The 24,501-nt window shown below is 40.5% G+C and carries 20 protein-coding genes; 14 read left to right on the top strand and 6 right to left on the bottom strand.

Annotated elements, in window-relative coordinates:
* The first annotated feature begins 8 nt into the window (after positions 1-8).
* The 10 genes from atpA to EGC86_RS19375 all read left to right on the top strand — a co-directional run bounded on the left by atpA (position 9) and on the right by EGC86_RS19375 (position 12,746).
* Positions 9-1,550: a F0F1 ATP synthase subunit alpha gene (gene atpA / locus EGC86_RS19420; RefSeq protein WP_011639452.1), complete on the top strand. Its 1,542-nt coding sequence runs from the start codon at positions 9-11 to the stop codon at positions 1,548-1,550.
* 53 nt (positions 1,551-1,603) lie between these two features.
* Positions 1,604-2,464: a F0F1 ATP synthase subunit gamma gene (gene atpG / locus EGC86_RS19415; protein ID WP_011639451.1), complete on the top strand. Its 861-nt coding sequence runs from the start codon at positions 1,604-1,606 to the stop codon at positions 2,462-2,464.
* 35 nt (positions 2,465-2,499) lie between these two features.
* Entirely contained in the window at positions 2,500-3,891 is a 1,392-nt protein-coding gene (gene atpD / locus EGC86_RS19410) for a F0F1 ATP synthase subunit beta (RefSeq protein WP_011639450.1), read from the top strand.
* Positions 3,892-3,927: 36 nt separating this feature from the next.
* Positions 3,928-4,356 carry a F0F1 ATP synthase subunit epsilon gene (locus EGC86_RS19405; RefSeq protein ID WP_011639449.1) on the top strand — a complete coding sequence of 143 codons (429 nt, stop codon included), beginning with the start codon at positions 3,928-3,930 and terminating at the stop codon, positions 4,354-4,356.
* Between the two features lie 148 nt (positions 4,357-4,504).
* Positions 4,505-5,869, top strand: a complete 1,365-nt coding sequence (gene glmU, locus EGC86_RS19400; protein ID WP_123778715.1) for a bifunctional UDP-N-acetylglucosamine diphosphorylase/glucosamine-1-phosphate N-acetyltransferase GlmU — start codon at positions 4,505-4,507, stop codon at positions 5,867-5,869.
* Positions 5,870-6,138: 269 nt separating this feature from the next.
* A complete protein-coding gene (locus EGC86_RS19395; RefSeq protein ID WP_123778713.1) occupies positions 6,139-8,232 on the top strand; it encodes a TonB-dependent receptor in 2,094 nt (697 codons plus the stop codon).
* 186 nt (positions 8,233-8,418) lie between these two features.
* Complete coding sequence (locus tag EGC86_RS19390; protein WP_102037443.1) at positions 8,419-9,189, top strand: DeoR/GlpR family DNA-binding transcription regulator; 771 nt, start codon at positions 8,419-8,421, stop codon at positions 9,187-9,189.
* A 37-nt stretch (positions 9,190-9,226) separates the two neighbouring features.
* Complete coding sequence (gene glmS / locus EGC86_RS19385; protein WP_011639445.1) at positions 9,227-11,056, top strand: glutamine--fructose-6-phosphate transaminase (isomerizing); 1,830 nt, start codon at positions 9,227-9,229, stop codon at positions 11,054-11,056.
* Positions 11,057-11,197: 141 nt separating this feature from the next.
* A complete protein-coding gene (locus EGC86_RS19380; protein WP_123778712.1) occupies positions 11,198-12,259 on the top strand; it encodes a type I restriction endonuclease in 1,062 nt (353 codons plus the stop codon).
* A gap of 148 nt (positions 12,260-12,407) precedes the next feature.
* Complete coding sequence (locus tag EGC86_RS19375) at positions 12,408-12,746, top strand: DUF805 domain-containing protein (RefSeq protein ID WP_059746122.1); 339 nt, start codon at positions 12,408-12,410, stop codon at positions 12,744-12,746.
* 167 nt (positions 12,747-12,913) lie between these two features.
* Here EGC86_RS19375 and EGC86_RS19370 read toward each other — a convergent pair whose 3' ends face one another.
* Positions 12,914-14,107, bottom strand: coding sequence for a class I SAM-dependent rRNA methyltransferase (locus tag EGC86_RS19370; RefSeq protein ID WP_123778710.1), 1,194 nt, complete (start codon positions 14,105-14,107; stop codon positions 12,914-12,916).
* A 478-nt stretch (positions 14,108-14,585) separates the two neighbouring features.
* Positions 14,586-15,251, bottom strand: coding sequence for a class I SAM-dependent methyltransferase (locus EGC86_RS19365; RefSeq protein WP_059746124.1), 666 nt, complete (start codon positions 15,249-15,251; stop codon positions 14,586-14,588).
* A 546-nt stretch (positions 15,252-15,797) separates the two neighbouring features.
* Here EGC86_RS19365 and EGC86_RS19360 point away from each other — a divergent pair.
* The 3 genes from EGC86_RS19360 to EGC86_RS19350 all read left to right on the top strand — a co-directional run bounded on the left by EGC86_RS19360 (position 15,798) and on the right by EGC86_RS19350 (position 18,421).
* Positions 15,798-16,973: a porin gene (locus EGC86_RS19360; protein WP_123778708.1), complete on the top strand. Its 1,176-nt coding sequence runs from the start codon at positions 15,798-15,800 to the stop codon at positions 16,971-16,973.
* 114 nt (positions 16,974-17,087) lie between these two features.
* On the top strand, positions 17,088-17,618 hold the full coding sequence (locus EGC86_RS19355) for an FMN-binding protein (RefSeq protein ID WP_123778706.1): 531 nt from the start codon (positions 17,088-17,090) through the stop codon (positions 17,616-17,618).
* Positions 17,576-18,421 (top strand): PepSY-associated TM helix domain-containing protein, encoded by an 846-nt coding sequence (locus EGC86_RS19350; RefSeq protein WP_342634250.1) that lies wholly within the window; start codon positions 17,576-17,578, stop codon positions 18,419-18,421. Before EGC86_RS19355 ends, EGC86_RS19350 begins: the two co-directional genes overlap by 43 nt.
* Positions 18,422-18,439: 18 nt before the next feature.
* Here the strand turns inward: EGC86_RS19350 and EGC86_RS19345 are convergent, their stop codons facing one another.
* From EGC86_RS19345 to EGC86_RS19330, 4 genes are all read right to left on the bottom strand, one after another.
* Positions 18,440-20,041 carry a methyl-accepting chemotaxis protein gene (locus EGC86_RS19345; RefSeq protein ID WP_123778702.1) on the bottom strand — a complete coding sequence of 534 codons (1,602 nt, stop codon included), beginning with the start codon at positions 20,039-20,041 and terminating at the stop codon, positions 18,440-18,442.
* Positions 20,042-20,819: 778 nt separating this feature from the next.
* Positions 20,820-21,041, bottom strand: a complete 222-nt coding sequence (locus EGC86_RS19340) for a DUF2061 domain-containing protein (protein ID WP_059746129.1) — start codon at positions 21,039-21,041, stop codon at positions 20,820-20,822.
* 197 nt (positions 21,042-21,238) lie between these two features.
* Complete coding sequence (locus EGC86_RS19335) at positions 21,239-22,153, bottom strand: 1,4-dihydroxy-2-naphthoyl-CoA synthase (protein WP_011639435.1); 915 nt, start codon at positions 22,151-22,153, stop codon at positions 21,239-21,241.
* 99 nt (positions 22,154-22,252) lie between these two features.
* Positions 22,253-22,600: a hypothetical protein gene (locus EGC86_RS19330; RefSeq protein WP_011639434.1), complete on the bottom strand. Its 348-nt coding sequence runs from the start codon at positions 22,598-22,600 to the stop codon at positions 22,253-22,255.
* A 76-nt stretch (positions 22,601-22,676) separates the two neighbouring features.
* On the opposite strand from EGC86_RS19330, the gene ccoG reads away from it, so the two are divergent.
* Entirely contained in the window at positions 22,677-24,104 is a 1,428-nt protein-coding gene (gene ccoG, locus EGC86_RS19325) for a cytochrome c oxidase accessory protein CcoG (protein WP_123778700.1), read from the top strand.
* The last annotated feature ends 397 nt before the right edge of the window (positions 24,105-24,501 follow it).

Below are 24,501 nucleotides of genomic sequence, written 5' to 3'. Positions count from 1 at the left end.
GTTTGAGCATGCAACTGAATTCCACTGAAATCAGCGATCTGATTAAGCAGCGGATCCAGCAGTTCGACGTCGTTAGTGAAGCTCGCAACGAAGGTACAATCGTTGCAGTAAGTGACGGCATCATTCGCATTAACGGCCTAGCCGATGTAATGCAAGGTGAAATGATCGAACTGCCTGGTGGCTGTTTTGCAATCGCGTTGAATTTAGAACGTGATTCTGTCGGCGCCGTAGTGATGGGGCCTTATGCTAATTTAGCAGAAGGCGATAAAGTAAGAACCACTGGTCGTATTCTTGAAGTACCGGTGGGTCGTGGTCTACTTGGCCGCGTTGTTAACACTCTAGGTGAGCCTATTGACGGAAAAGGACCTATCGACAACGATGGTTTCTCTCCTGTTGAAGTGATTGCCCCTGGTGTTATTGAACGTAAGTCAGTATCACAACCAATTCAAACTGGTTATAAAGCCGTTGATGCTATGATCCCTATTGGTCGTGGTCAACGTGAATTGATTATTGGTGACCGTCAGACTGGTAAAACAGCGATGGCAATCGATGCAATTATCAACCAGAAAGAATCAGGCATTAAGTGTGTCTATGTAGCTATTGGTCAGAAAGCTTCTACCATCGCTAACGTAGTACGCAAGCTTGAAGAACATGGTGCATTAGCTAACACTATTGTTGTTGTTGCTTCAGCTTCTGAAGCTGCTGCACTGCAATACTTAGCGCCATATTCTGGTTGTTCTATGGGTGAATACTTCCGTGACCGCGGTGAAGATTCTTTAATCGTATATGATGATTTGTCTAAGCAAGCAGTTGCTTATCGTCAAATTTCATTACTATTGAAGCGTCCACCAGGACGTGAAGCATACCCAGGTGACGTTTTTTATCTACACTCTCGTTTATTAGAGCGTGCTTCACGCGTAAACGTGAATTATGTAGAAAAGTTCACTAAAGGTGCAGTAACAGGTCAAACTGGTTCGTTAACCGCTTTACCTATTATTGAAACCCAAGCTGGTGATGTATCAGCGTTCGTACCGACCAACGTAATTTCTATTACAGATGGTCAAATCTTCCTTGAAACTGATTTGTTTAACTCAGGACTACGTCCAGCAGTTAACCCAGGTATTTCTGTTTCTCGTGTTGGTGGTGCTGCGCAGACTAAAATCATCAAGAAACTGTCTGGTGGTATTCGTACTGCACTTGCACAGTATCGAGAGCTTGCTGCGTTCTCACAGTTTGCATCTGATTTAGATGATGCAACTCGTGCTCAACTTGAGCATGGTGAGCGTGTAACCGAATTAATGAAGCAAAAGCAATATGCTCCTATGAGCGTTGCTGCCCAGTCTGTGTCTATTTTCGCAGCTGAAAAAGGCTACCTTAAAGGTGTTGCTTTAAATGAAATCGGTCGCTTCGAGGCCTCTCTGCTTTCATACATGAACAGTCAACATACTGACCTAATGAACACCATCAATGCTACTGGCGATTATAACGCTGATATCGAAGGTGAGTTAAAGGCAGGCATGGACAAGTTCATTGAAACCCAAACCTGGTAATAATGAACACGGGGTGTCATTAGGCACCTCAGGTCCCAGATTGGAGAGTAGAGATGGCCAGCGCTAAAGAGATTAAAACCAAGATCGCGAGTGTTAAAAATACTCAGAAGATCACTTCCGCTATGGAAATGGTTGCCGCCAGCAAAATGCGCAGAGCGCAGGAACGCATGGCAGCGAGCCGTCCATATGCAGAAAATATGCGTAAGGTGATCGGTCACGTAGCGCAAGGTACTCTCGAGTATAAACACCCCTATTTAGAGGTGAGAGATGCCAAGCGGGTTGGTTACATTGTTGTAGCAACCGACCGTGGCCTTTGTGGTGGTTTGAACGTCAACCTCTTTAAAAAGGTTGTGTCAGACGTTAAAAAATGGAAAGAACAGGGTGCAGACGTTGAGTTTTGCCCAATTGGTGCCCGTTCTGTTCAGTTTTTTAAAAGCTTTGGTGGTGAAGTTTCCGCCCATGCATCAGGTTTAGGCGATGCGCCAAAACTTGCTGATTTGATTGGCACTGTACGTGTCATGTTAAAAGCTTACAACGAAGGTAAATTGGATCGTCTGTACATTGTGTTTAACAAATTTGTTAATACAATGACCCAGACTCCGGTGATCGAACAGCTGCTACCTTTACCTAAGTCAGATGAAGAAGTAGCTAGTTATCCTTGGGATTATATTTACGAGCCAGATCCAAAAGAAGTTTTGGACCTATTGTTAACTCGTTATGTAGAGTCACAAGTATATCAAGGTGTTGTTGAGAATATTGCCTCTGAACAAGCTGCCCGTATGGTAGCTATGAAGGCGGCAACAGACAACGCTGGCGAAATGATCGATGATTTGCAACTCGTCTATAACAAGGCCCGTCAGGCTGCGATTACGCAAGAACTGTCGGAAATTGTATCAGGCGCTGCAGCGGTTTAGGTTTAGGTAACGAAATCAAGTTTAGAGGATTAATCATGAGCACAGGTACTGTTGTCCAAGTAATTGGCGCGGTTGTGGACGTAGAGTTTCCACAAGATTCTGTACCTCGAGTATATGACGCTCTGAAGATCACTGGTGAAGGCGCCTGTAATGGTTTGGTGCTGGAAGTTCAGCAGCAACTAGGTGGTGGTGTAGTTCGTACCATCGCTATGGGTTCTTCTGATGGTCTGCGTCGTGGTCTAGAGGTAGCAAACTCAGGTTCACCAATTACTGTTCCGGTAGGGGTTGCAACCCTTGGCCGTATTATGAACGTATTGGGTGAGCCTATCGATGAAGCGGGTCCTATTGGTGAAGAAGAGCGTTATGTTATTCACCGTGCAGCCCCTTCATACGAAGATCAGTCAAATTCAACTGAGCTATTAGAGACAGGTATCAAGGTTATCGACCTTGTTTGTCCTTTCGCTAAAGGTGGTAAAGTCGGTCTGTTCGGTGGTGCTGGTGTTGGTAAAACAGTCAACATGATGGAACTGATTAACAACATCGCTAAAGCTCACTCTGGTCTTTCTGTTTTCGCTGGTGTTGGTGAGCGTACTCGTGAGGGTAACGACTTCTACTACGAGATGGAAGATTCAGGCGTATTAGACAAAGTAGCCATGGTTTATGGTCAGATGAACGAGCCTCCAGGTAACCGTTTACGCGTAGCGTTAACTGGCCTGAGTATCGCTGAAAAGTTCCGTGACGAAGGTCGTGACGTATTGTTGTTCGTGGACAACATTTACCGTTACACCCTAGCGGGTACTGAAGTGTCTGCACTATTAGGTCGTATGCCTTCTGCAGTAGGTTATCAGCCAACACTAGCTGAAGAGATGGGTGTTCTTCAAGAACGTATCACTTCAACTAAGTCTGGTTCGATTACTTCTGTACAAGCAGTATATGTACCTGCGGATGACTTAACTGATCCGTCACCAGCAACAACCTTCGCTCACTTAGATGCGACTGTTGTATTGTCTCGTCAAATTGCATCTTTGGGTATTTACCCAGCGGTTGACCCATTGGATTCGACTTCACGTCAGTTAGATCCACAGGTTGTTGGCCAAGAGCATTATGACGTTGCAAACGGTGTACAAACTGTATTACAGCGTTATAAAGAGCTGAAAGACATTATTGCTATCTTGGGTATGGATGAATTGTCAGATGATGACAAAACCATGGTATTCCGAGCACGTAAGATTGAGCGTTTCTTATCTCAACCTTTCTTCGTAGCAGAAGTCTTCACTGGTTCTCCTGGTAAGTACGTTTCTCTTAAAGACACCATCCGTGGCTTCAAGGGTATCTTGGATGGTGAGTTCGATCACATCCCAGAGCAAGCGTTCTACATGGTTGGCTCTATCGATGAAGCTGTCGAAAAAGCTAACAAAAAGAAATAACTAGGCCGTAAAGCTTAGTTCTTTAAGGAGAACTTGATGGCAGCCAAAACAGTCCAACTTGATATTGTTAGTGCAGAAAACAGCATCTTCCATGGCCAAGTTAGCTTTTTAGAAGTTAATGGTGCTGAAGGTGAGTTAGGTATTATGCCTAACCATGTTGCGTTACTGACAAAAATCAAGCCTGGTATGGCGCGCTTTATCAAGCAAGATGGCAGTGAAGAAGTGTTGTATTTATCAGGTGGTTTACTTGAAGTACAACCTACTGCAATTTCAGTGCTTGCTGATGTAGCATTACGTGCCGATGATATTGATGAAAAAGCTGCTTTAGAAGCCAAAGAACGTGCAGAGCAAGCAATTGCTAATGCCGGTACTGACTTCAATTATGAAGCTGCTACAATCGAGTTAGCCAAATCTTTGGCTCAATTACGTGTTGTTGAATGCATCAAGAAAAATATCACCAGATAATCTGATTATTTGACGCTTAAAAGGCGACTCTTACGAGTCGCCTTTTTTATTGCCTATTACTGGCTAACTTAGCGCCTTTGTTTTCCCTTTGGTTGATATTCCGCTAAAATGACCGCAAATCTCTATCTGTTCAATAAAGGAATGCTCAATGTCGTTAAATGTTGTGATCTTAGCTGCAGGAAAAGGAACTCGGATGCGCTCAGATCTGCCTAAAGTGCTGCATCCCATTGCCCATAAAAGTATGGTGCAACACGTTATCGATACTGCCAATTCTTTAGGTTCATCGGCTATTCAGTTAGTGTATGGCTATGGTGCAGATAAATTACAAGCGGCTTTAGGTGAGCAAGCATTAAATTGGGTATTGCAAGCAGAACAACTCGGTACCGGCCATGCCGTTGCCCAAGCTAACCCAAATATTAACGACGACGACACGGTATTAATTCTTTATGGTGATGTGCCGCTAATTCAACAATCGACCTTAGAAGCTTTATTGGCTGTTCGTCCTACAAATGGTCTTGCTATCTTAACTGTCAATTTACCTAATCCAACAGGTTATGGTCGTATCGTTCGTGAACAGGGTAAAGTAGTCGGAATTATTGAACAAAAAGATGCTAATGCTGAGCAGTTAGCTATTAACGAAGTGAACACCGGCATTATGGCGGTACCAGGTAAGCAGTTAAAAGCATGGTTAAATCGTTTATCTAATAATAATGCTCAAGGCGAATACTATTTAACTGACATTATCGCCATGGCTAATGCTGATGGTGTTGAAATTACCACCTCACAACCACAATCAGCTATTGAAGTCGAAGGCGCTAATAACCGCGTACAACTTGCGCAATTAGAGCGAGCTTATCAAGCTCGAGCTGCTGAAAAAATGATGCTTGAAGGCGCTAATTTACGCGACCCTGCTCGTATTGATATTCGTGGCGACGTGTCTGTTGGTATGGACGTGATGATTGATGTTAACGTTATTTTTCAAGGTAAAGTCACCTTAGGTAATAACGTGACAATTGGAGCCGGCGCGATTTTGATTGATTGCGACATTGCCGATAATGCAGAAATTAAACCTTATACTATCGTTGAAGGCGCTAAGCTTGGACAAGCTGCCAGTGCTGGACCTTTTGCTCGTTTACGCCCAGGGGCAGAGCTTAAAGAAGATGCTCATATTGGTAACTTTGTTGAAATTAAAAAGAGCGTATTAGGTAAAGGTTCTAAAGCTGGTCACTTAGCCTATTTAGGCGATGCAAAAATTGGTGCTGGGGTTAATATAGGTGCCGGTACGATTACCTGTAACTATGACGGTGCCAATAAGTTTATTACCACTATTGAAGATGGTGTATTCGTCGGTAGCGATACCCAACTTGTTGCACCTGTGACAATCGGTAAAAATGCTACTTTAGGTGCTGGTTCAACCATAACCAAAGATGTAGCAGAAAATGAACTGGTGATTACGCGCGTTAAACAGCGTCATATTACGGGTTGGCAACGGCCGATTAAAATTAAAAAGTAGATTTTTATACTGATTATTCTAAAGCGGCCATTGGTCGCTTTTTTATTGTCTTAAAGATTATGAATATTAAACTTACCAAATAAAATCACAAAAAGAGATAATTTAAGCTTAAATTCATTTTAGTATGTTGGCTCAATGCATTGGTTTATATATATTTTTGATCAATATCACAGTCAATTGTAAATATTAAAAAATAAGTTTAAATAGAAACGCTTCTCATTTATATTACTCTCGTTTGTTGGAGTAGAGGTTTCATTGAGGAGTTGTAAATGGTATTTAAATATTCAGTTATAGGTTTAGCAGTTGGTTCAGCATTAATGACGATGCCGGTAATGGCTGAAGTATCTAGTTATACAAACATAGAACGTATTAATGTTGTGGGTCGAACTTTTAACGATTATAAAGTCGGTACAGCATCTGGTGCTATGCGCGGTGATATCGACCTAATGGATACCCCACAGTCAGTCAATGTTATCCCTGATTTTGTCACCGATGAACAATTGGCAACTAACCTTGCTGAAGTATTAGTGAATGATTCAAGTGTAACGGCAGGGACTACACGCTGGAACCGCCAGGTTTTCAGTATCCGTGGCTTTGAGTTAGATTCTGGTAATGGTTATTTAATTAATGGCCACCAGCAATGGTCTCACTACATACAACCTATTGAAACTCTACAACAAGTTGAAGTGCTGAAAGGTCCTTCTAGTATGTTGTATGGCCAATCTGGTCCAGGTGGTTTGGTGAATATGGTCACCAAAAAGCCGACTTATGATTCTATGCTTAATGTAGGTGTCGACACTGATGGTTACGGCTCTACCCGTGCACAAATTGATGCTGGAGGCAGTTTAAATGATGCCCAAAGTATTCGATATCGTGGTGTGTTAGTAAAGCAAGACACAACATATTGGCGTGAATATTCAACCACAGAAGAAAACCAAGATCGTGATCGTTGGTTAGGTTATCTTAATATGGAATTTGATTTAACAGATGATGTATTGCTATCTGTTAAATACGATCACACTCAAGATAAAGCCGGTATTGATGCGGGTGGTTGGTTAGACTCTCAAGGTAATGTTATAGGCAATAATAAAACTATTTGGGATGCTCCTTGGGCCTTTACCGATAATACGGTTTCAAATTTAGGTGCAGATCTTACTTGGCATATTAGTGACGATTGGAAAATTAAAGCCGGTTATAACGATCAGCAATTCAATCGTCAACGTTTCGACTCTGCGCCACAATATACCACGGCTCCTTTTAGCAACGGTTACAGCATTAAACCATTTGATCGCTATGATGACTGGCAACATAAAACCGCTTATATCGATTTTACTGGCGAGTTTGATTTTGCAGGAGTTCAACACCAGTTATTGATAGGTGCAAACTATCTAGATTATTTCTATCAACAACAGATCCAGCGTGGAACAAGCCAAACAGTTATTCCTGGGCAGTCAGTTATTAAGCCTGATCTTGATTATCATCTAAGTAGCAAAGGTGATCCGAGCGAATACAAATATTATGGTTTCTATTTACAAGATTTAATGACCGTAAACCAACAGTGGAAGTTGCTTGCTGGTGTACGTTATGACGAGCAAAAGAAAGACGGCTTAGGTCAGAACAGTTATGCGGTATCGCCTAAGTTTGGGGCTATTTACTCGCCAATGGAAAATGGCAGTATTTACGTTAACTATTCAAAAAGTTTTACTCCACAAGGTGCTGTTAATAATCAATTTGACGTTAACGATGAACTGGATTTAAAACCTGAATATGGTATTCAGTACGAAGTGGGTACCAAATGGGAACTGTTTGACGATAGCTTATTACTCACTGCGGCTGTATTTGATATCACTGTTGAGAATATTACAATATCTGAAGTATTACCGACTCCAATAGATTCCTATACTGATATCACTACCCAAGGTGGTGAGCAGAAACATCGTGGATTTGAAGTGGGCGCTCAAGGTCAGTTAAGTGACGATTGGTTCATGACATCTTCAATGATGTACCTTGATGCTGAATATCACACGGGTGATGAACGTGAAGGTAAAACACCTGTTGATGCGCCGGAATGGTCGGCTAATATCTGGACTCGCTATGAAATGACTGAAGACTTTGCGATAAACTTTGGTGCTATCTATGTTGGTGAGCGTTTTGCCAACACTGATAACAGTATTAGTAAAGACGGTTATATCCGTTTCGATATCGGCGCAGCCTATACTATGGATGTTATGGGGAAAGACGTCAGTGTACGCGCCAATGTCAGAAATCTATTCGATACCGACTATATTGAAGGTGGTCAGTATAATATGGTCACCATTGGTCAAGATCGTAATTTCAGTGTTGCCGCCGAAGTTAAATTCTAATATTAACGAAGGTTTTATATTTTAAAAACTAACGTGTATTGATTAATCAATTAAAAGCCTCTGCATATGTCAGAGGCTTTTTTTGTACTTTTATTTCAATTTTTGAGCGATAAGATCTAGATAAAGTTTCATTTGATGCTAAAATATCTTTCGTTTCGAAACTTATATGAAAGATAGTTAATTTAAATGACTAAACGTAACACCCAACAACGTCGTCATTCGATCATTAAATTGGTTAATGAGCAAGGCGAAGTCAGTGTCGATGAACTGGCGAATCTATTTGCCACTTCGGAAGTCACTATTCGCAAAGACTTAGCCATGCTTGAAACTCATGGACTATTATTACGACGTTATGGTGGTGCGGTGCCTGTACCTCAAGAAATGACCCAAATAGTCAGCGAAAACCTATCATTAAATAAACAAGCTATTGCCGCTAAAGCCGCTGAGCTGATCCGCGACCATAACCGGATCATCATCGACAGTGGTAGCACTACATCCGGAATTGTTCAGCAGCTTAATGACAAGCGTGGCTTGGTGGTGATGACGAATTCACTGCAACTGGCAAACGCTATTCATGAACTTGAAAATGAACCTACATTATTGATGACCGGTGGCACCTGGGACCCTCACTCAGAGTCTTTTCAGGGCCAAGTGGCAGAGCAAGTATTACGGTCATATAACTTCGACCAACTTTTTATCGGTGCCGATGGTATCGACCTCGATCGTGGCACCACCACATTTAACGAACTAACCGGCTTAAGTAAAGTAATGGCTGAAATGTCTCGTGAAGTCGTGGTGTTATTAGAGTCGACTAAAATTGGCCGACGGATCCCTAATCTAGAATTACCTTGGGATGTGGTTAATGTCTTAGTTACCGACGATAACATCACCCAAGAAGCCGTTAACACTATTTCAGCACATGGTGTCAGAGTAATCCTCGCACCATACGCTAAGTAAACAAAATTAAATTGAAACAGTAAAGGAAACAACAAACATGTGTGGAATCGTAGGCGCAGTGGCGCAAAGGGATGTTGCAGAAATTTTAGTAGAAGGCTTACGTCGTCTAGAATACCGTGGTTATGACTCAGCTGGTGTTGCTGTTATCCATCAAGGTGAGTTAAGCCGTACTCGCCGCGTTGGTAAAGTACAAGAGTTGTCATCGGCACTAGATGCTGCACCGTTAAGCGGCGGCACTGGTATTGCCCATACTCGTTGGGCAACTCATGGTGAGCCAAGCGAACGCAATGCACATCCACATTTATCTGAAGGTGATATTGCTGTTGTTCATAACGGTATTATTGAAAACCACAGTAAATTGCGCGAGATGCTAAAAGGTTTAGGTTACGTATTTTCATCTGACACAGACACCGAAGTTATTTGTCACCTTGTTCATCATGAACTAAAAACAGCTGCTACCTTATTAGTGGCAGTACAAGCGACAGTAAAACAGCTTGAAGGTGCCTACGGTACAGTTGTTATCGACCGTCGTGATAGCGAACGCATGGTTGTTGCCCGTAGCGGAAGCCCATTAGTCATTGGTTATGGTTTAGGTGAAAATTTTGTTGCCTCAGATCAATTAGCATTACTACCTGTAACACGTTCATTTGCCTTTTTAGAAGAAGGTGATGTCGCAGAAATTACGCGTCGCGAAGTTAACATTTTTGATATTAATGGCAATGCAGTTCAGCGCGAAATGAAAGAGTCGGAAGTGACTCATGATGCAGGTGACAAAGGCGAATACCGTCACTACATGTTAAAAGAGATTTACGAACAACCAACGGCAATTGCTCATACTTTAGAAGGTCGTATTGCGGGTGGTAAGGTTTTAGATTCAGCTTTTGGTGAAAATGCCGCTGAATTTTTAAAAGACATTAAACACGTGCAAATTATTGCCTGTGGTACCAGTTACCACGCGGGTATGGCAGCGCGTTACTGGTTAGAAGATTGGGCTGGCGTATCGTGTAATGTTGAAATTGCATCTGAGTTCCGTTATCGCAAATCGCACCTGTTCCCAAATAGCTTGTTAGTGACTATTTCACAATCTGGTGAAACAGCGGATACGTTAGCTGCAATGCGCCTAGCAAAAGAAATGGGCTACAAAGCCACTTTAACTATTTGTAACTCAGCAGGTTCATCGTTAGTACGTGAATCTGACATGGCTTACATGATGAAAGCTGGCGTAGAAATTGGTGTTGCATCAACTAAAGCCTTTACTGTACAACTTGCTGGCTTGTTAATGTTAACAACAGTTATTGGTCGTCATAATGGCATGTCTAGCGACATGGAAGCAGCTATTACTCAAAGCTTGTTATCAATGCCAGCTAAAGTGGAACAAGCGCTTGGCTTAAATGATGCAATTGCAGAATTAGCAGAAGACTTTGCCGACAAGCAACATGCATTATTCTTAGGTCGTGGTGATCAATACCCAATCGCGATGGAAGGTGCATTAAAGCTAAAAGAGATTTCATATATTCACGCCGAAGCTTACGCATCTGGTGAGTTAAAGCACGGTCCATTAGCCTTGATTGATGCAGATATGCCAGTTATCGTGGTTGCACCGAACAATGAATTACTCGAAAAGCTTAAATCAAACGTTGAAGAAGTGCGTGCTCGTGGCGGACTAATGTATGTGTTTGCCGATGTTGATGCTGAGTTTGAATCAGATGAGACTATGAAAGTCATTCCAGTGCCACACTGCGATGAGTTCATGGCACCGTTAATTTACACCATTCCATTACAATTATTGTCATATCATGTGGCATTAATTAAAGGTACCGACGTAGACCAACCTCGAAATTTGGCTAAATCGGTTACTGTTGAATAAGGTTCTGAATTTTTTACAAAAAGGCTTCTTTTGAAGCCTTTTTTATTGTCCGTTTTTTATACAAAAAGCATTATGGTATTTGATTTTTATCTGCTAACTTGAAATAGGAGTTATATTATTTATTAACATGAGGTCGATAAGATGGATTTTATTGAACGAATAGATGTTTTAGCAAAACGAATTCCCCAAATAGCTGCCAGTTTACACACTGAGGAAGCAACCAAAAATGCGTTAATTATGCCATTTCTTCATACCGTGCTTGGTTATGATGTCTTTAACCCTAACGAAGTCATCCCTGAATTTACGGCAGATATAGCGACTAAAAAAGGCGAGAAAGTTGACTACGCTTTAGTTAAAGATGGTGAAGTACAAATTCTTATAGAATGTAAAAAATACGGTGAAAAGCTATCAATTAAGCATGCAGGACAATTATTTAGATATTTCTCTGTTACAAACTCTCGTTTAGCCATCCTGACTAACGGAACAGAATATCAATTTTTTACTGATTTAGATGCTCCTAACAAAATGGATGAAAAACCGTTTTTAACGTTAGATTTATTAAATATAGATGAGCATTTAATCCCTGAACTTAAGAAATTGACTAAGTCTTCATTTGATGTTGAATCCATAGTAAATGCTGCTGGAGAGTTAAAGTATTTAAATCAAATTAAAAAGCTATTAAACGAGCAATTTAAAGACCCTGAAGAAGAGTTTATAAAGTTCTTTGCTGCAAGGACTTACGATGGTGTTCTTACTCCAAAAGTAAAACAGCAGTTTACTGAAATAACTAAAAAAGCATTAAGGCAATTTTTAAGTGACAGCATCAACGAAAGGTTAAAATCTGCCATTGGAGATGAACAAATCTCGAAAATAGAAGATGAGGATAAGTGTCTTCTAGATGATGAAAAACCTAAAATAGTGACTACTAACGATGAAGTTGAAGGCTTTAATATTGTTAAAGCAATTTTAAGAAAAAATGTAGATGCGAGTCGAATTATTGCTAGAGATACCCAAAGCTATTTCGGGGTGTTATTGGATGATAACAACCGTAAACCTCTATGTCGTTTACACTTCAATGCTAAACAAAAGTATATTGGTTTATTTGATTCTGATAAAAATGAAATAAGATATCCAATTGAAACGTTAGATCAGATTTTCGATTTTAGTGATGAACTATTAAAAATGACAGCATACTACGAGTAAGTCATTAAAGGATGATTGATTTACCTTGAATGTGCTGGTAAGTTATTAAAAGCATTAGAAATTGTATTAATGAAAGGTCGGTTAGATTATTTATCGATATTCTGCTAATGCCCAGTCAATTATTTATCAATAACAAGGACGGTTCTGAATGGATTATTTTGTAGGCGCGTTAAAAAAGTATGCTGATTTCACTGGTCGAGCGCGAAGAAAAGAATATTGGATGTTTATACTTGTTTATACCATTATCAATATTGTCTTAGCTGTACTTGGTTTAGAGACTATTTCAATGATAGTGAGTCTTGCGTTATTAGTTCCAAGTCTTAGTATTGCAGCTAGAAGGTTACATGACACAGGCCGTTCTGGCTGGTGGCAATTAATACTATTAATTCCGCTCATTGGCTTAATCGTTCTGATTGTTTTCTTGGCCCAAGACAGCCATGATGCAAATGATTACGGTGTTAACCCTAAATTGGGTGTTCCAACATAAAACAGATCAAGATATCGTGATGCCGCTAATACTCATATTGACTTAAACGCATTTTAATTGTGTGGTAGGTATTAGCGGTACAAGGCTTCATTGAGCTGATCGCGATTTTTATAGAATAAAAAAGGGAACAAATATTGTTCCCTTTTTGCTATCTTCCATTGGCTAATTTACCAGACTCTGGCAACCAAACCCTTTAGGTAATAACCTTCTGGGAATGCGCTGCTAATAGGGTGGTCGCTTGCTTGGTGCATGCGTTCAATAAATTGCACTTCACGCTTGGCATCAAGTGCGGCATCGGCAACCACTTTTTGGAATAGGTCTGACTGCATTAAGCCTGAACACGAGAACGTCAGTAATATTCCGCCTGGATTAAGTAATTGCATCGCAATCATATTGATGTCTTTATAACCGCGACATGCGCCATCGAGTTGTGACTTATTGTCGGCAAATTTAGGCGGGTCTAAAACAATAACATCAAAGGTTTTACCTTCATCTCGGTAAAGTCGTAGTAATTTAAATACGTCAGCTTCGTTATAATTTACATGGTCATCATTAAGATTATTAATGGCCATATTATTGCGAGCAGTTTGCAGCGCTAAGGTTGATACATCGACGTTTTCAATACTCGCAGCGCCAGCTTTGGCGGCATACAAGCCAAAAGTACCAGTGTAACAGAAGCAGTTAAGCACTGATTTACCTTTGACAAAACGAGCCGCCATAGCACGGTTGTCACGCTGATCCAGATAGAAACCTGTTTTATGACCTTTAACAACATCGACGGCAATCTTAATACCGTTTTCTTCGATGATGACGGGCATAGCAGGTAGCTCCCCGTGCAGTAGTCCTACTACCGGAACTAGGCCTTCTTTCTTTCTCGAGTCGACATCTGAACGCTCATAGATAGCGCAGTCAGGATATTGAAGAACCAGTTGCTCAACGATAGTGTCGCGCCACTTTTCAGCACCAGTACTCAATAACTGACATACCAGAACATTGGCATAACGGTCTATGGTGATACCGGGTAAACCGTCCGATTCAGCGGCAATTAAGCGATAGCCCGTTAGACCTTGTTCGCGGATCAAATCATCACGACCCGCTTGGGCTCTTTTAATGCGTCGGGCGAAAAAATCGGCATCGATAGTTTCTTCTTTGTCGAAGGTCCATATCCGCACTTGGATTTGAGATTCTGGCGACCAGGCACCGCGTCCGAGCCAATGCCCGTCGTGCGCCACTACTTCAACAGTGTCACCAGCTTGCGGTTTTCCGCCATTGACGTTGTGAATTCCATTGGAAAATATCCAAGGGTGGCGACGTTCTAATGAACGTTCGCGGCCAGGTTTAAGTTTAATTCTGATAGCCATGGTATTGCCTAATGTAAAGTATAAAAGGGGTAAAAAGAGTTACCGCGCTCCCGATAACGATGCCATATAAACCTAATCGTAATTCATTATTTACTTGGGGGTAATGACTCAATAGTTGAATGCATTAGCCAGGGGGCGACGAAGTGGGATCATAGCCTGTTTTGAGCCTAAAAACCTGACAAATAATTAAATGGTAAGCTTAGCGTTGTATGGTTAACGTCAATTCTGATGATTGAATTAATAATTATTGTTTATTCCATCATGTATTAACGGTTTTTTATTGAGTTGGAGCGAGCTTAAAGGTTGATGCACAATCAAGTATGGCTACATATTTGTAATGATCGACTGATTAACGTGATGCTTTGCTCACAGCTAAAACAACCCAACAAGTATTTAGCAGCAACGATGCTAAGCGTTGCTGAACCCCAGTATTTGAACACACTGATTATTGGTACTAGATAGTGACAATGATACTTGATTAGGCAACGACATTACCACGCGAAAAAACCAGAATGTAGCCTTTAAAGGGCAGTGCTAAATAGTCGGTGTGTATTGGTTTAAAATGGCTGCTGATAAAACCGAACTCTGCTAATTTTACACTGAGTTTATTTTTTCGGCCTCGGCCTGGGTCTACGATAATGACGTCACATTTTTCACTGGCATGGTTTTTAATAAAATAAGCCAATAACTGCACATGCTCATCTTCGTACAATAAATCACTGCCGATGATGACATCAAAGAGTCCCAGTTTGCTGGTATCATTGGCCCAATCTACTCGCTCAAAAGCAATGTTTTTGCCATTGTTGAGTTTTGTGTTTCGATTAAGGAACTGCTCAACTTCTGGGTGATAGTCGGTTGCGGTTATATCGGCATGTTTTTCATTAAGAAGTAAGCTTGATAGCGCTATTCCACAGCCTATTTCTAGAATTCTTTTACCTTCGGTTTTGTAATCCAACATATAGTTAGCCAGCACTAAACTTGATGGCCATACAATGCCAAAAATAGGCCAGCTCGCAGAGGATATTCCAAGTTTTTCAGCTATGCCTGTAGGGTCATAAAATTCTTGATTATTACGTAAGGTACATAGATGAACATCTATGTCACCAAATTCAACGGTTTGGTAGCTTAAGCGTAGAGCTGTCATTGGGCCGTCTCAAAAATTGAGCGCTCAGCCAGCTATCGAGGACAAATAAATGACAAAACGAAGAGGTTTTAGTTAGGTTATAGCAGTTCGTTAGAAAGGCAATATATTTAACTAACGGTCAGGTTTTATTCGACTCAAATTTTTGTTAAAAGCATCATAGTATTGTATTTTTAACTACGCTTTGGAATTCAATTGGATTAATGCTCTATTCAAACATTAATTCCTTCATAACGGAAGAAACCAACGTAAACAGCTTGATTTTCCTCATTATTGCACCAGATTGGCACCTCTATAGCTTCTTCAAAAAAACCATTTATATCAATTCAGAATATAATTCAGGCCCGTCATCAGTTTGAACATTTTTTATCAATGATTGTTTCTGTTGTGATATTTAACTGTAATTTTAGCTTATTAAATATGTGACATACGTATCATAAACTTAATGATAATGGTTTGCATTAACATATTCGTTATGTATAATTCACGAAAATTTACATTTATTTACACAGCTTCAAGATTGTTCACATTATCTAATTGGGATGGAATATGAAAAAAACGTTAATTGCTGCAACACTATTTAGTCTTTTGGCTAGTAATCAAGCTATGGCTTCTGACGAAAAAACGGAACTACGCCAGATTATTGAGCAGCAGCAGAAAGTGCTTAAAGATCTTGAAAAGCGTCTTGAGCAAACTGAAAAGCGTGTAGAAACTACTGCAGATGTAGTAGAAGCAACTGCATCAAGCAAGTCGGCAACCACTATTGGTGGTTATGGTGAATTACACTATAACAACATTAGCAATAACCAAACGGGTACCGACAAGAAAGAATTCGACTTCCACCGTTTCGTTTTATTTGTAGGTCACGAGTTTAACAGCACTACTCGTTTTTTCTCTGAACTAGAAGTTGAGCACTCAATTGCCGGTGAGAGTAAAAAAGGCGAAGTTGAGCTAGAGCAAGCTTATATCGAGCACGACTTTAATGAGATGCTTACCGCTAAAGCAGGTTTGTTTTTAATGCCAGTGGGTATTATCAACGAAACTCACGAACCAACAGTATTTTACGGTGTTGAGCGTAACCCAGTAGAAAAAGACATTATTCCTGCAACATGGTGGGAAGGTGGTTTAAACCTTAATATTAAAGCGGCTCCAGGTTTAGCGTTTGACACTGCAGTGACATCTGGTTTGTATTTGGATGAAAGCTCAGGCTATAAAATCCGTAACGGTCGTCAAAAAGTATCTGAAGCAAAAGGCGAAGATTTAGCTTATACCGGTCGTGTAAAATACACTGCAGTACCGGGTTTAGAATTAGCTGCCACGGTTCAGTACCAGTCTGACTTAACTCAAGGTACTGCTGGTGTTGATAGCGCTTCTGCTACATTGTTAACCGCACACGCTATTTACAGCATTGAAAACTTTACTGTTAAGGCTTTATTCGCCCAGTGGGATATTGATGGTAAAGAAGCTGAAGCATTAGGTCGCGATAAGCAAAATGGTTTCTATATTGAGCCTTCTTACCGCATTAATGAACAGTTTGGTGTGTTTGCTCGTTATAACGAGTGGGACAACAATGCCGGTGATAGCGCTGACACCAAGAAAAAACAAACCAACGTGGGTGTTAACTACTGGTTACACGAAAACGTAGTGTTTAAAGCTGATTACGAAAACATTGGTGGAGCTGCAGATTCAGACGGTTTCAACCTAGGTGTTGGTTACCAGTTCTAATTGATGAGCATTCAGTAAAAAGACACTCCGATAAAACAGATTATCGGTAAAATTATGGGTGCCAACAGTGTATATTGTCGGCACCCTTATTTTTACTCTTGGCTAAGGATTGATATGCAGGCAATATTACGATCATATTTGATGCTATTTATGATGGGATTAGCTGTTTATTTGTCGGCGTTTAGTGCTGTAGCAACACAGTATCAGTCAAATGACGCCTTTATTAACCAAGCATTTAATGGCAATGCTGGCGAGTCTAAAGTGTTGTGGTTAGACGATGATCTAAAGCAAGCCGTAGAAGCTATTTTAGCCCATCGTTTTAATAAAATGCGTATGCGCTACTGGCAACACAATGATGAAACCGTTTGGATAATGGACGAAATAGGCAAAGAGTCGCCGATTACGGTCGCTATTCATATTAAAGACCATCAAATTGTGCGGACTAAAGTGTTGGTTTATCGTGAAAGTCGCGGTGACGAGGTTCGTCATGATTTTTTTACAGACCAATTTAAGCTGGCCAAGTTAGATGATCAACATCAGCTTGATAAGCATATAGACGGGATTACTGGTGCGACATTATCAGTAAGAGCGTTAACTAAGTTATCGCGCATTGCATTATTACTTCATGCGCATGTGGTGCACTAAGCCACGTTTCAATTCAAGCGGATCATTTCAAGCAGGTTAGTGTGACTAAAACATCTCGACGTAACCGTTTTAGGCTTAAGATTTTACGAGCCCTTCGTCCTTGGCATCGTCGCTTAGGATTAGTGAGTGCGTTGTTTATCTTATTGTTAGTGCTTACAGGTGTGGCAATAAACCACAGCGATGATTTTGGTTTAGACCAAACACCAGTTACCCAGTCGTGGTTGCTTGATTATTATGGTATTGCTGCACCTTCTCATGTTGCTCAGTTTGGTGTTGTACCGTCTGCATTATATATTACCGATAATTTGTTGTGGCAAAACCAACATATGATTTTAGAGGCAAATACGACCTTAATCAGTGCCAGCTATGTCGATAACATGCTGGTGGCCATAGATGCACAGCAATTGTATTTGTTTAATGATCTTGGTCAATTGCAAGAAACTCAAAATGCCAGCACTGGTCTTCCATCTGGTTTGTTAGCGCTAGCGATTGTAGATGGGCGGGTGTGGTTAAATACCAACAATGGCGTGTATCAAGCCGACGAACAACTTATCGATTGGCAAGCTATTGCGCCGTTAACAACACCAGTCGCTTGGCTGAGTGAAAGTAAAGTTGTAGACAAAGAGGTTGTTAATCTTGCTCGTAGTGCTAATTTGCATTGGCAACGCGTGATGCTCGATTTACATAGTGGACGTTTATTTGGTCATTTATCGGTTTGGTTATGGGACTTATTCGCGCTAGCATTGTTAATGGTATCTCTCAGCGGCTTTTGGATTTGGTTAAAACAAAAACCACCGAGATAGTCTATTCAATTACCGTGTTTAGCGTTCAAACTGATCAACCGTGTCGGTTAGCTTATCGGCTAAATTACTCAACAAATTACCAGCCTCGCTAATTTGATGATTACCTTCAGAAACTGACTCACCTAATAGCGTGAAATCTTGCACTTTAAGTTTAACTGTATGCGCTTGCTGCTGTGAAGCTTGTGCTAGCATGGCAGATTCTTGACTGACGGTAGCAAGAGACAAAATAAGTTGGCGGCTCTGTTCAAGTGTTATTACTAACTGATTTGCTAATGATACTGAGTGTTGTGCTTTTTGTTGGTTTGATGCCATATTGTCGACCGCAGATTGAATTGAATTGACAATATTGGCCAGCATTGTATTTATTTCTACTGTTGAATTGTGCGTGCGTAAGGCTAGCGTTCTAACTTCATCAGCAACAACCGCAAAACCTCTTCCGGTTTCACCTGCTCTAGCCGCTTCAATGGCTGCGTTCAATGACAATAAATTTGTTTGTGAGGCAATATCGGCAATGGTTTTAACCACCGTCGCCACTTGTTTACCTGAGTTTTGCAGTGTTAGTAACATACTGGCAGTTGTTTCTATGTCTTGAGCCAGTACACTAATGCTGTCTGCTGTTTGTTTAACTTCTTTTTGCCCTTCAACCATACTTTGCGCGCCCTGCTGAGCAGAATCTGATGCACTTTGTGAATGTTCAACACTTTGCTCCATTTGTTGCTCAAGTTGCGACATCACATCTACTAAACTCACAATAGTGTGTTGAAGCTCATCCACAGAGGCTGATGATTTACCTGTTGTGTTACTTAACTGGGCAACGGTTTGGCTAATACTGGCGATGGCGTCATGTACTTCATTCATTCCTAAACGGAATACGTTAATTAGGCCATTAACACTGGTGGCCACATTACTAATTTCAACGATACATTCGTCAGACAATTTAGCTTTCAAATTACGATTTTGGGCAATGCGGGTGAGGTCGTTTGATAGTTGTTGTATAGGTGTGGCAATTTGTTTTTGTGCTGCTAAGTAGGCCCCAACAGCCACAACCAACATGAGCCCAACTAATACGAAAATAAGCATAGTATTATGGCCAAGTTCATTTTGAATGTTCATCGCATTAAGGTTGGCTTGAGTTGAGATTTCCTCAGCAAGAACATCTAGACGATCTTTGAGCTCGTTAGCACTGTTATTTAATGTGCTTAAATGATTACGGGCATTGTCCCAATCTACCGATGATTTACTCATGGTGTTTTCAAGTGCCGATAACGCGGCGTTAAGCGCGTCAATTTGTGGCATTAATTGGGTAGATGTTACGGTATTTAATTGTTGATATTGCTCGTTAAGGTTTTTTTCTAGTTTAACTTTATTCTGGCTAAATTCTGTAACATCGATAGTTGTGCCATATAAAGAATAACCCATTAATACCAATTCTTTGGCAAGGCTTTGTACTCGTGTAATGCTGTTAAGCGCTGGTAATGTGCCATCGACAAAACCACCAACTTCTTGTTTCACGGTTTGGTTGCTGTTATTGAGTAAAACAGCAGCCACTAGGGTCATTAATAAAATAGCTGCATAGCCTAGTAGAATACGAGCTTTGATAGTATTAAAAGCGTTAAACATGGGTTAATACCTTAATCGGGTCATTTTTTGATCTCAGTGTTATTAAGACCGGATACAAGAGAAGTTATGTTCATTTTATTCTAATGTTAAACATATCGGCACAGTATTAACATTCTTGATTAGGAATCGTTAAATTATGCTAGTTGTGTATATTGTGGATATAAGCTGATTAGTGGCCAAAAGGACTATCGACTCTAATTTGTACATATTCGTGTCAATAATAGCCTAGTGTTGTGCTTATATCATGGCGAGCATGATTAATTATTCTATTGATAAATAGTCTTAATAACGTTGAAACAGATAAACAATAGCTTGAACAGATGCATAATCGCGATTACAAATTCAAATTAACCATACATGTTATTGGTTGTAGTCTGCATCTACATTTGTTTGACAGTCAGTGCTGGTGATAAGGATATTGGAAGGTGGCGTTCATGTTGTTTCAACACTGTATGGAGGTAATCCTGCAGTGGCAAGTCATCAAATCCTCGTTAATTACGATATTAACTTTTGATGTTTTGTATTTGAGATCTTTACAATATTAGCATTAGGTCTAATCGTCGTTCAGTCGTCTAAATATATGCAGCTTGTACAGTGTGGTCTGTATGCTTACCTGTTTAACTATGCCGGTTATTCGTAAACAGTCCTATTGAGTTATAAGGTCAATACGTATTAGGCTGGAAAATCTTGTCGCTTACGATATTGCTATCGTTAAACTCGCATCGTATAGCAACAAGCATATGTTAGTCAGATGATGGTTATCAATGTCAGCATCATCTTAGCTCACAAGCTGTATTGACTCAGTTGTTATTTCAGTTTGTTGCATCTTTTTCAACTCAATATTTTTCCACACTTTGTCATGAAAGTAGAACACAACTGTATTGACGGCAGGCTCAAGCAGGGCAATGGTACCACCGATAATAATGCTACCGGTTAATAGGTAGGTAATCGTAAAAGCCACACTGAAGTGTAAAATGGCAAAGCTGATTGTCTTTTTCATGATGAATCCCCTGTTTGATTTATTTAAATGATAACAGTTCTCATTATCATGTAAAGAGGGTTGATTCGATTATTGCAAATGAAAATTTCGATTACGTTTGTGATTTTTAATATTGAAAACAATAAAGGCCCTAAAAAGGGCCTTCCATTACAGTTAATAACATGAATTAATTCAGGCGATAACAACAGATATTGTGATTAGTAATGCCACGGGAAACGTGAAAAGTCTTGATCTCGTTTTTCTAAAAAGGCATCACGACCTTCTTGAGCTTCTTCACTAGCATAGGCTAAGCGTGTTGCTTCACCGGCAAACAATTGTTGGCCAACCAAACCATCATCAGCCATATTAAAGCCATATTTAAGCATACGCATTGCAGTGGGGGATTTAGAATTGATCTCTTTGGCCCAGGCTAAGGCTTCAGTTTCTAGTTCGGCATGTGGAATGGCGCGGTTTACCATACCCATGTTAAATGCCTCTTCTGCAGAGTAATTAAACCCAAGAAAGAAGATTTCGCGGGCACGCTTCTGACCAATCATCTTGGCTAAATAAGCACTGCCATATCCGGAGTCAAAACTGCCTACATCAGGGTCGGTTTGCTTGAAAACAGCATGTTCTTTTGACGCCAACGTTAAATCACAAACCACATGTAAACTATGTCCACCACCTACAGCCCAGCCAGGTACAACCGCAATGACCACTTTAGGCATGAAGCGGATCATTCGCTGCACTTCTAATATATGCAGACGCCCCATGCGAGCGACATCTGGTGTACCTTCTTCAGCACCTTCATATTTATAGCCATCTTTACCACGAATACGCTGATCGCCGCCTGCGCAAAATGAGTACTGACCTTTTGCTGATGGTCCATTGCCTGTAATGAGTACACAACCTACATCGGACCATTGTCTAGCATGGTCTAAAGCTGTATAGAGTTCGTCTACCGTTTTAGGGCGAAATGAATTAAGGCAATCAGGCCTGTTTATTGCTATACGCACCGTGCCTTGAGATTTTGCGCGGTGGTAAGTGATGTCTTCAAAATTGAATCCTTCGACAAGATCCCATAACTCAGGGTCAAAGATGTCAGATACCGATTCAGCTTGTGATTGTGTCATAAAAAAAACTAGCCCCTATTGCAGATATTACACAAAGGCTAGGCTTATTTGATACTTAGGTCAATTCGTTACCATAAAATCGTTAACGATCTCGAGTTATTAGATTTTATCGCAAATAAATTGCAGATTGTCTTTAGTAAAAACAGGGTGGCGAGCACTACTATGGCAGTATTGGCTTTTAAACTCGCTAATTGCTTCATTACTGGTAAATACACCATCTAATTCACGAATTTCAATTGTCGATAAACGCTCATAAATTTCCGTTTTAATTTGTGGAATGTGTTTATCTATTTTAGTGATTTTTGTACCAGTCATCGAATCAAGCTTTTTATCTGCCTTAGTAAACATCGTTTTAATGTCATTAATGGGCTTATCAAGCTTGTCTGTTTCTGTCGCGAAATAATAAATAACCCCCGCGATTATTGCTAATCCTATCCAGCCTCTCATCTTTTTATCCAATAATGTGTTATTACCTATATAATAAGCTAGTTATCGTTCAATATTAAAGCAGTAAGGCTGTAACATGACGACAGAATCCAACTCCAAGGACTTTTCCAAACAACAACGTATTCAAATCCATCAACCTGATGCTAGTAAAGCAGACCGATTCAATCCGCGCAACCGTATTTACGTAAGAGCTGTCGATGGCTTATGGACAACCTTACGACGTTATATGGGTTGGATAGCCATGTTATTTTTCTTACTTCTGCCTTGGTTACCCTGGGGAGACCGTCAAGCCGTTTGGTTTAATCTTGCTGAGCAAAAATTTCACGTCTTTGGTTTAACTATTTGGCCACAAGATCTCACCTTGCTTGCCGCACTCTTTATGATAGCCGCATTTGGGCTGTTTTTCGTTACCACTTATCTAGGCCGAGTGTGGTGTGGCTATACATGCCCACAAACAGTGTGGACCTTCATCTTTATATGGTTTGAAGAAAAGTTTGAAGGGGCGCGTAATAAACGAATAAAGCTCGATCAAATGCCATGGAGTGTCAATAAACTCTCGCGTAAAACAGCAAAACATACCTCTTGGTTATTAATATCACTATTAACAGCTACTACCTTTGTATCCTACTTTGTTCCAAGTCGTGAGCTCTATATTGACTTTTTTACCCTTAATGCAGGTGGCGGGATATATTTTTGGGTGGTTTTCTTCACTATTGCTACTTACGGTAATGCCGGATGGATGCGTGAGATCATGTGCATTCACATGTGTCCCTATGCCCGCTTCCAAGCTGCCATGTTTGATAAGAATACCTATATAGTAGGCTACGACACCCAACGCGGTGAAACCCGTGGTCCTCGTACACGTAAACAAGATCCTAAAGAGATGGGTTTAGGCGACTGTATTGACTGTGACTTGTGTGTACAAGTGTGCCCAACTGGAATCGATATTCGTAATGGTCTGCAATACGAATGTATTAACTGTGGTGCTTGTATCGATGCATGCGATAACACTATGGAACGAATGGGATACGATAAAGGGTTAATCAGTTACACAACAGAAAACAAACTTGATGGTGTGCAAGAAAAGGTACTGCGACCTAAGTTAGTTGGTTACGGTGTGGTGCTGACTGCGATGATATTAATATTCATTTATGCCAGCGCAACGATTGCTCCGGTACGTATGGATGTCATTAGAGATAGAAACTCACTTTATCGAGAAAATAACCAGGGCAATACAGAAAATACCTTTACGATTAAAATTCTCAATAAAACAGAGCAACCACAAGAATACGAACTAAGCGTCGAAGGTTTGCCTAATGCCAGATGGATTGGCCCACAGCATGTATCGATAGAAGCTGGTGAAGTATTAACCCTGCCAATTAGTATTGCAGTTGATCCTATTGAGTTGAAGAGAAGTCTCACCAAAATCGATATCAAAATAACTGCACAAATAGATGGTAGCCCAATAGAAATAAAACAGGAAACTCGATTCTTTGGTGATTAGAACCGAGTGAAATAGCCTAAAAAGGGACGGATAGTCCCTTTTTTGTTCTTTTCGATTGAAAAAGCACCTCTCGGTCATGTTTTTGCAATATTTAGCCTATTTATGCTTGCACAAATAATTAAGCTCCCTATAATGCGCAACCACTGACACGGCATACGTCGCTGACAGGTTGTAAGGTTCAAATTGAAGTTTACAACGGCAAAAAGAAAGTTTGAAAAAACACTTGACGCCAACACGGGAAAGCGTAGAATACGCACCCCAAGCCAACGGCCTAGCGTCTTATGGTGATGTCTGAAAAATTGATATCAACGTTCTTTAACAATCTAAACAAGAAATCTGTGTGGACATTCACAGGTATTGAGTTATTCGAAATTGTCTTCTGTTCTTCGGAATGTTG

This window comes from Shewanella frigidimarina (genome assembly GCF_003797125.1).
Taxonomy (GTDB): domain Bacteria; phylum Pseudomonadota; class Gammaproteobacteria; order Enterobacterales; family Shewanellaceae; genus Shewanella; species Shewanella frigidimarina.
Note: the sequence above shows the minus strand (reverse complement) of the source record. Positions and strands in the feature narration are given on the sequence as shown.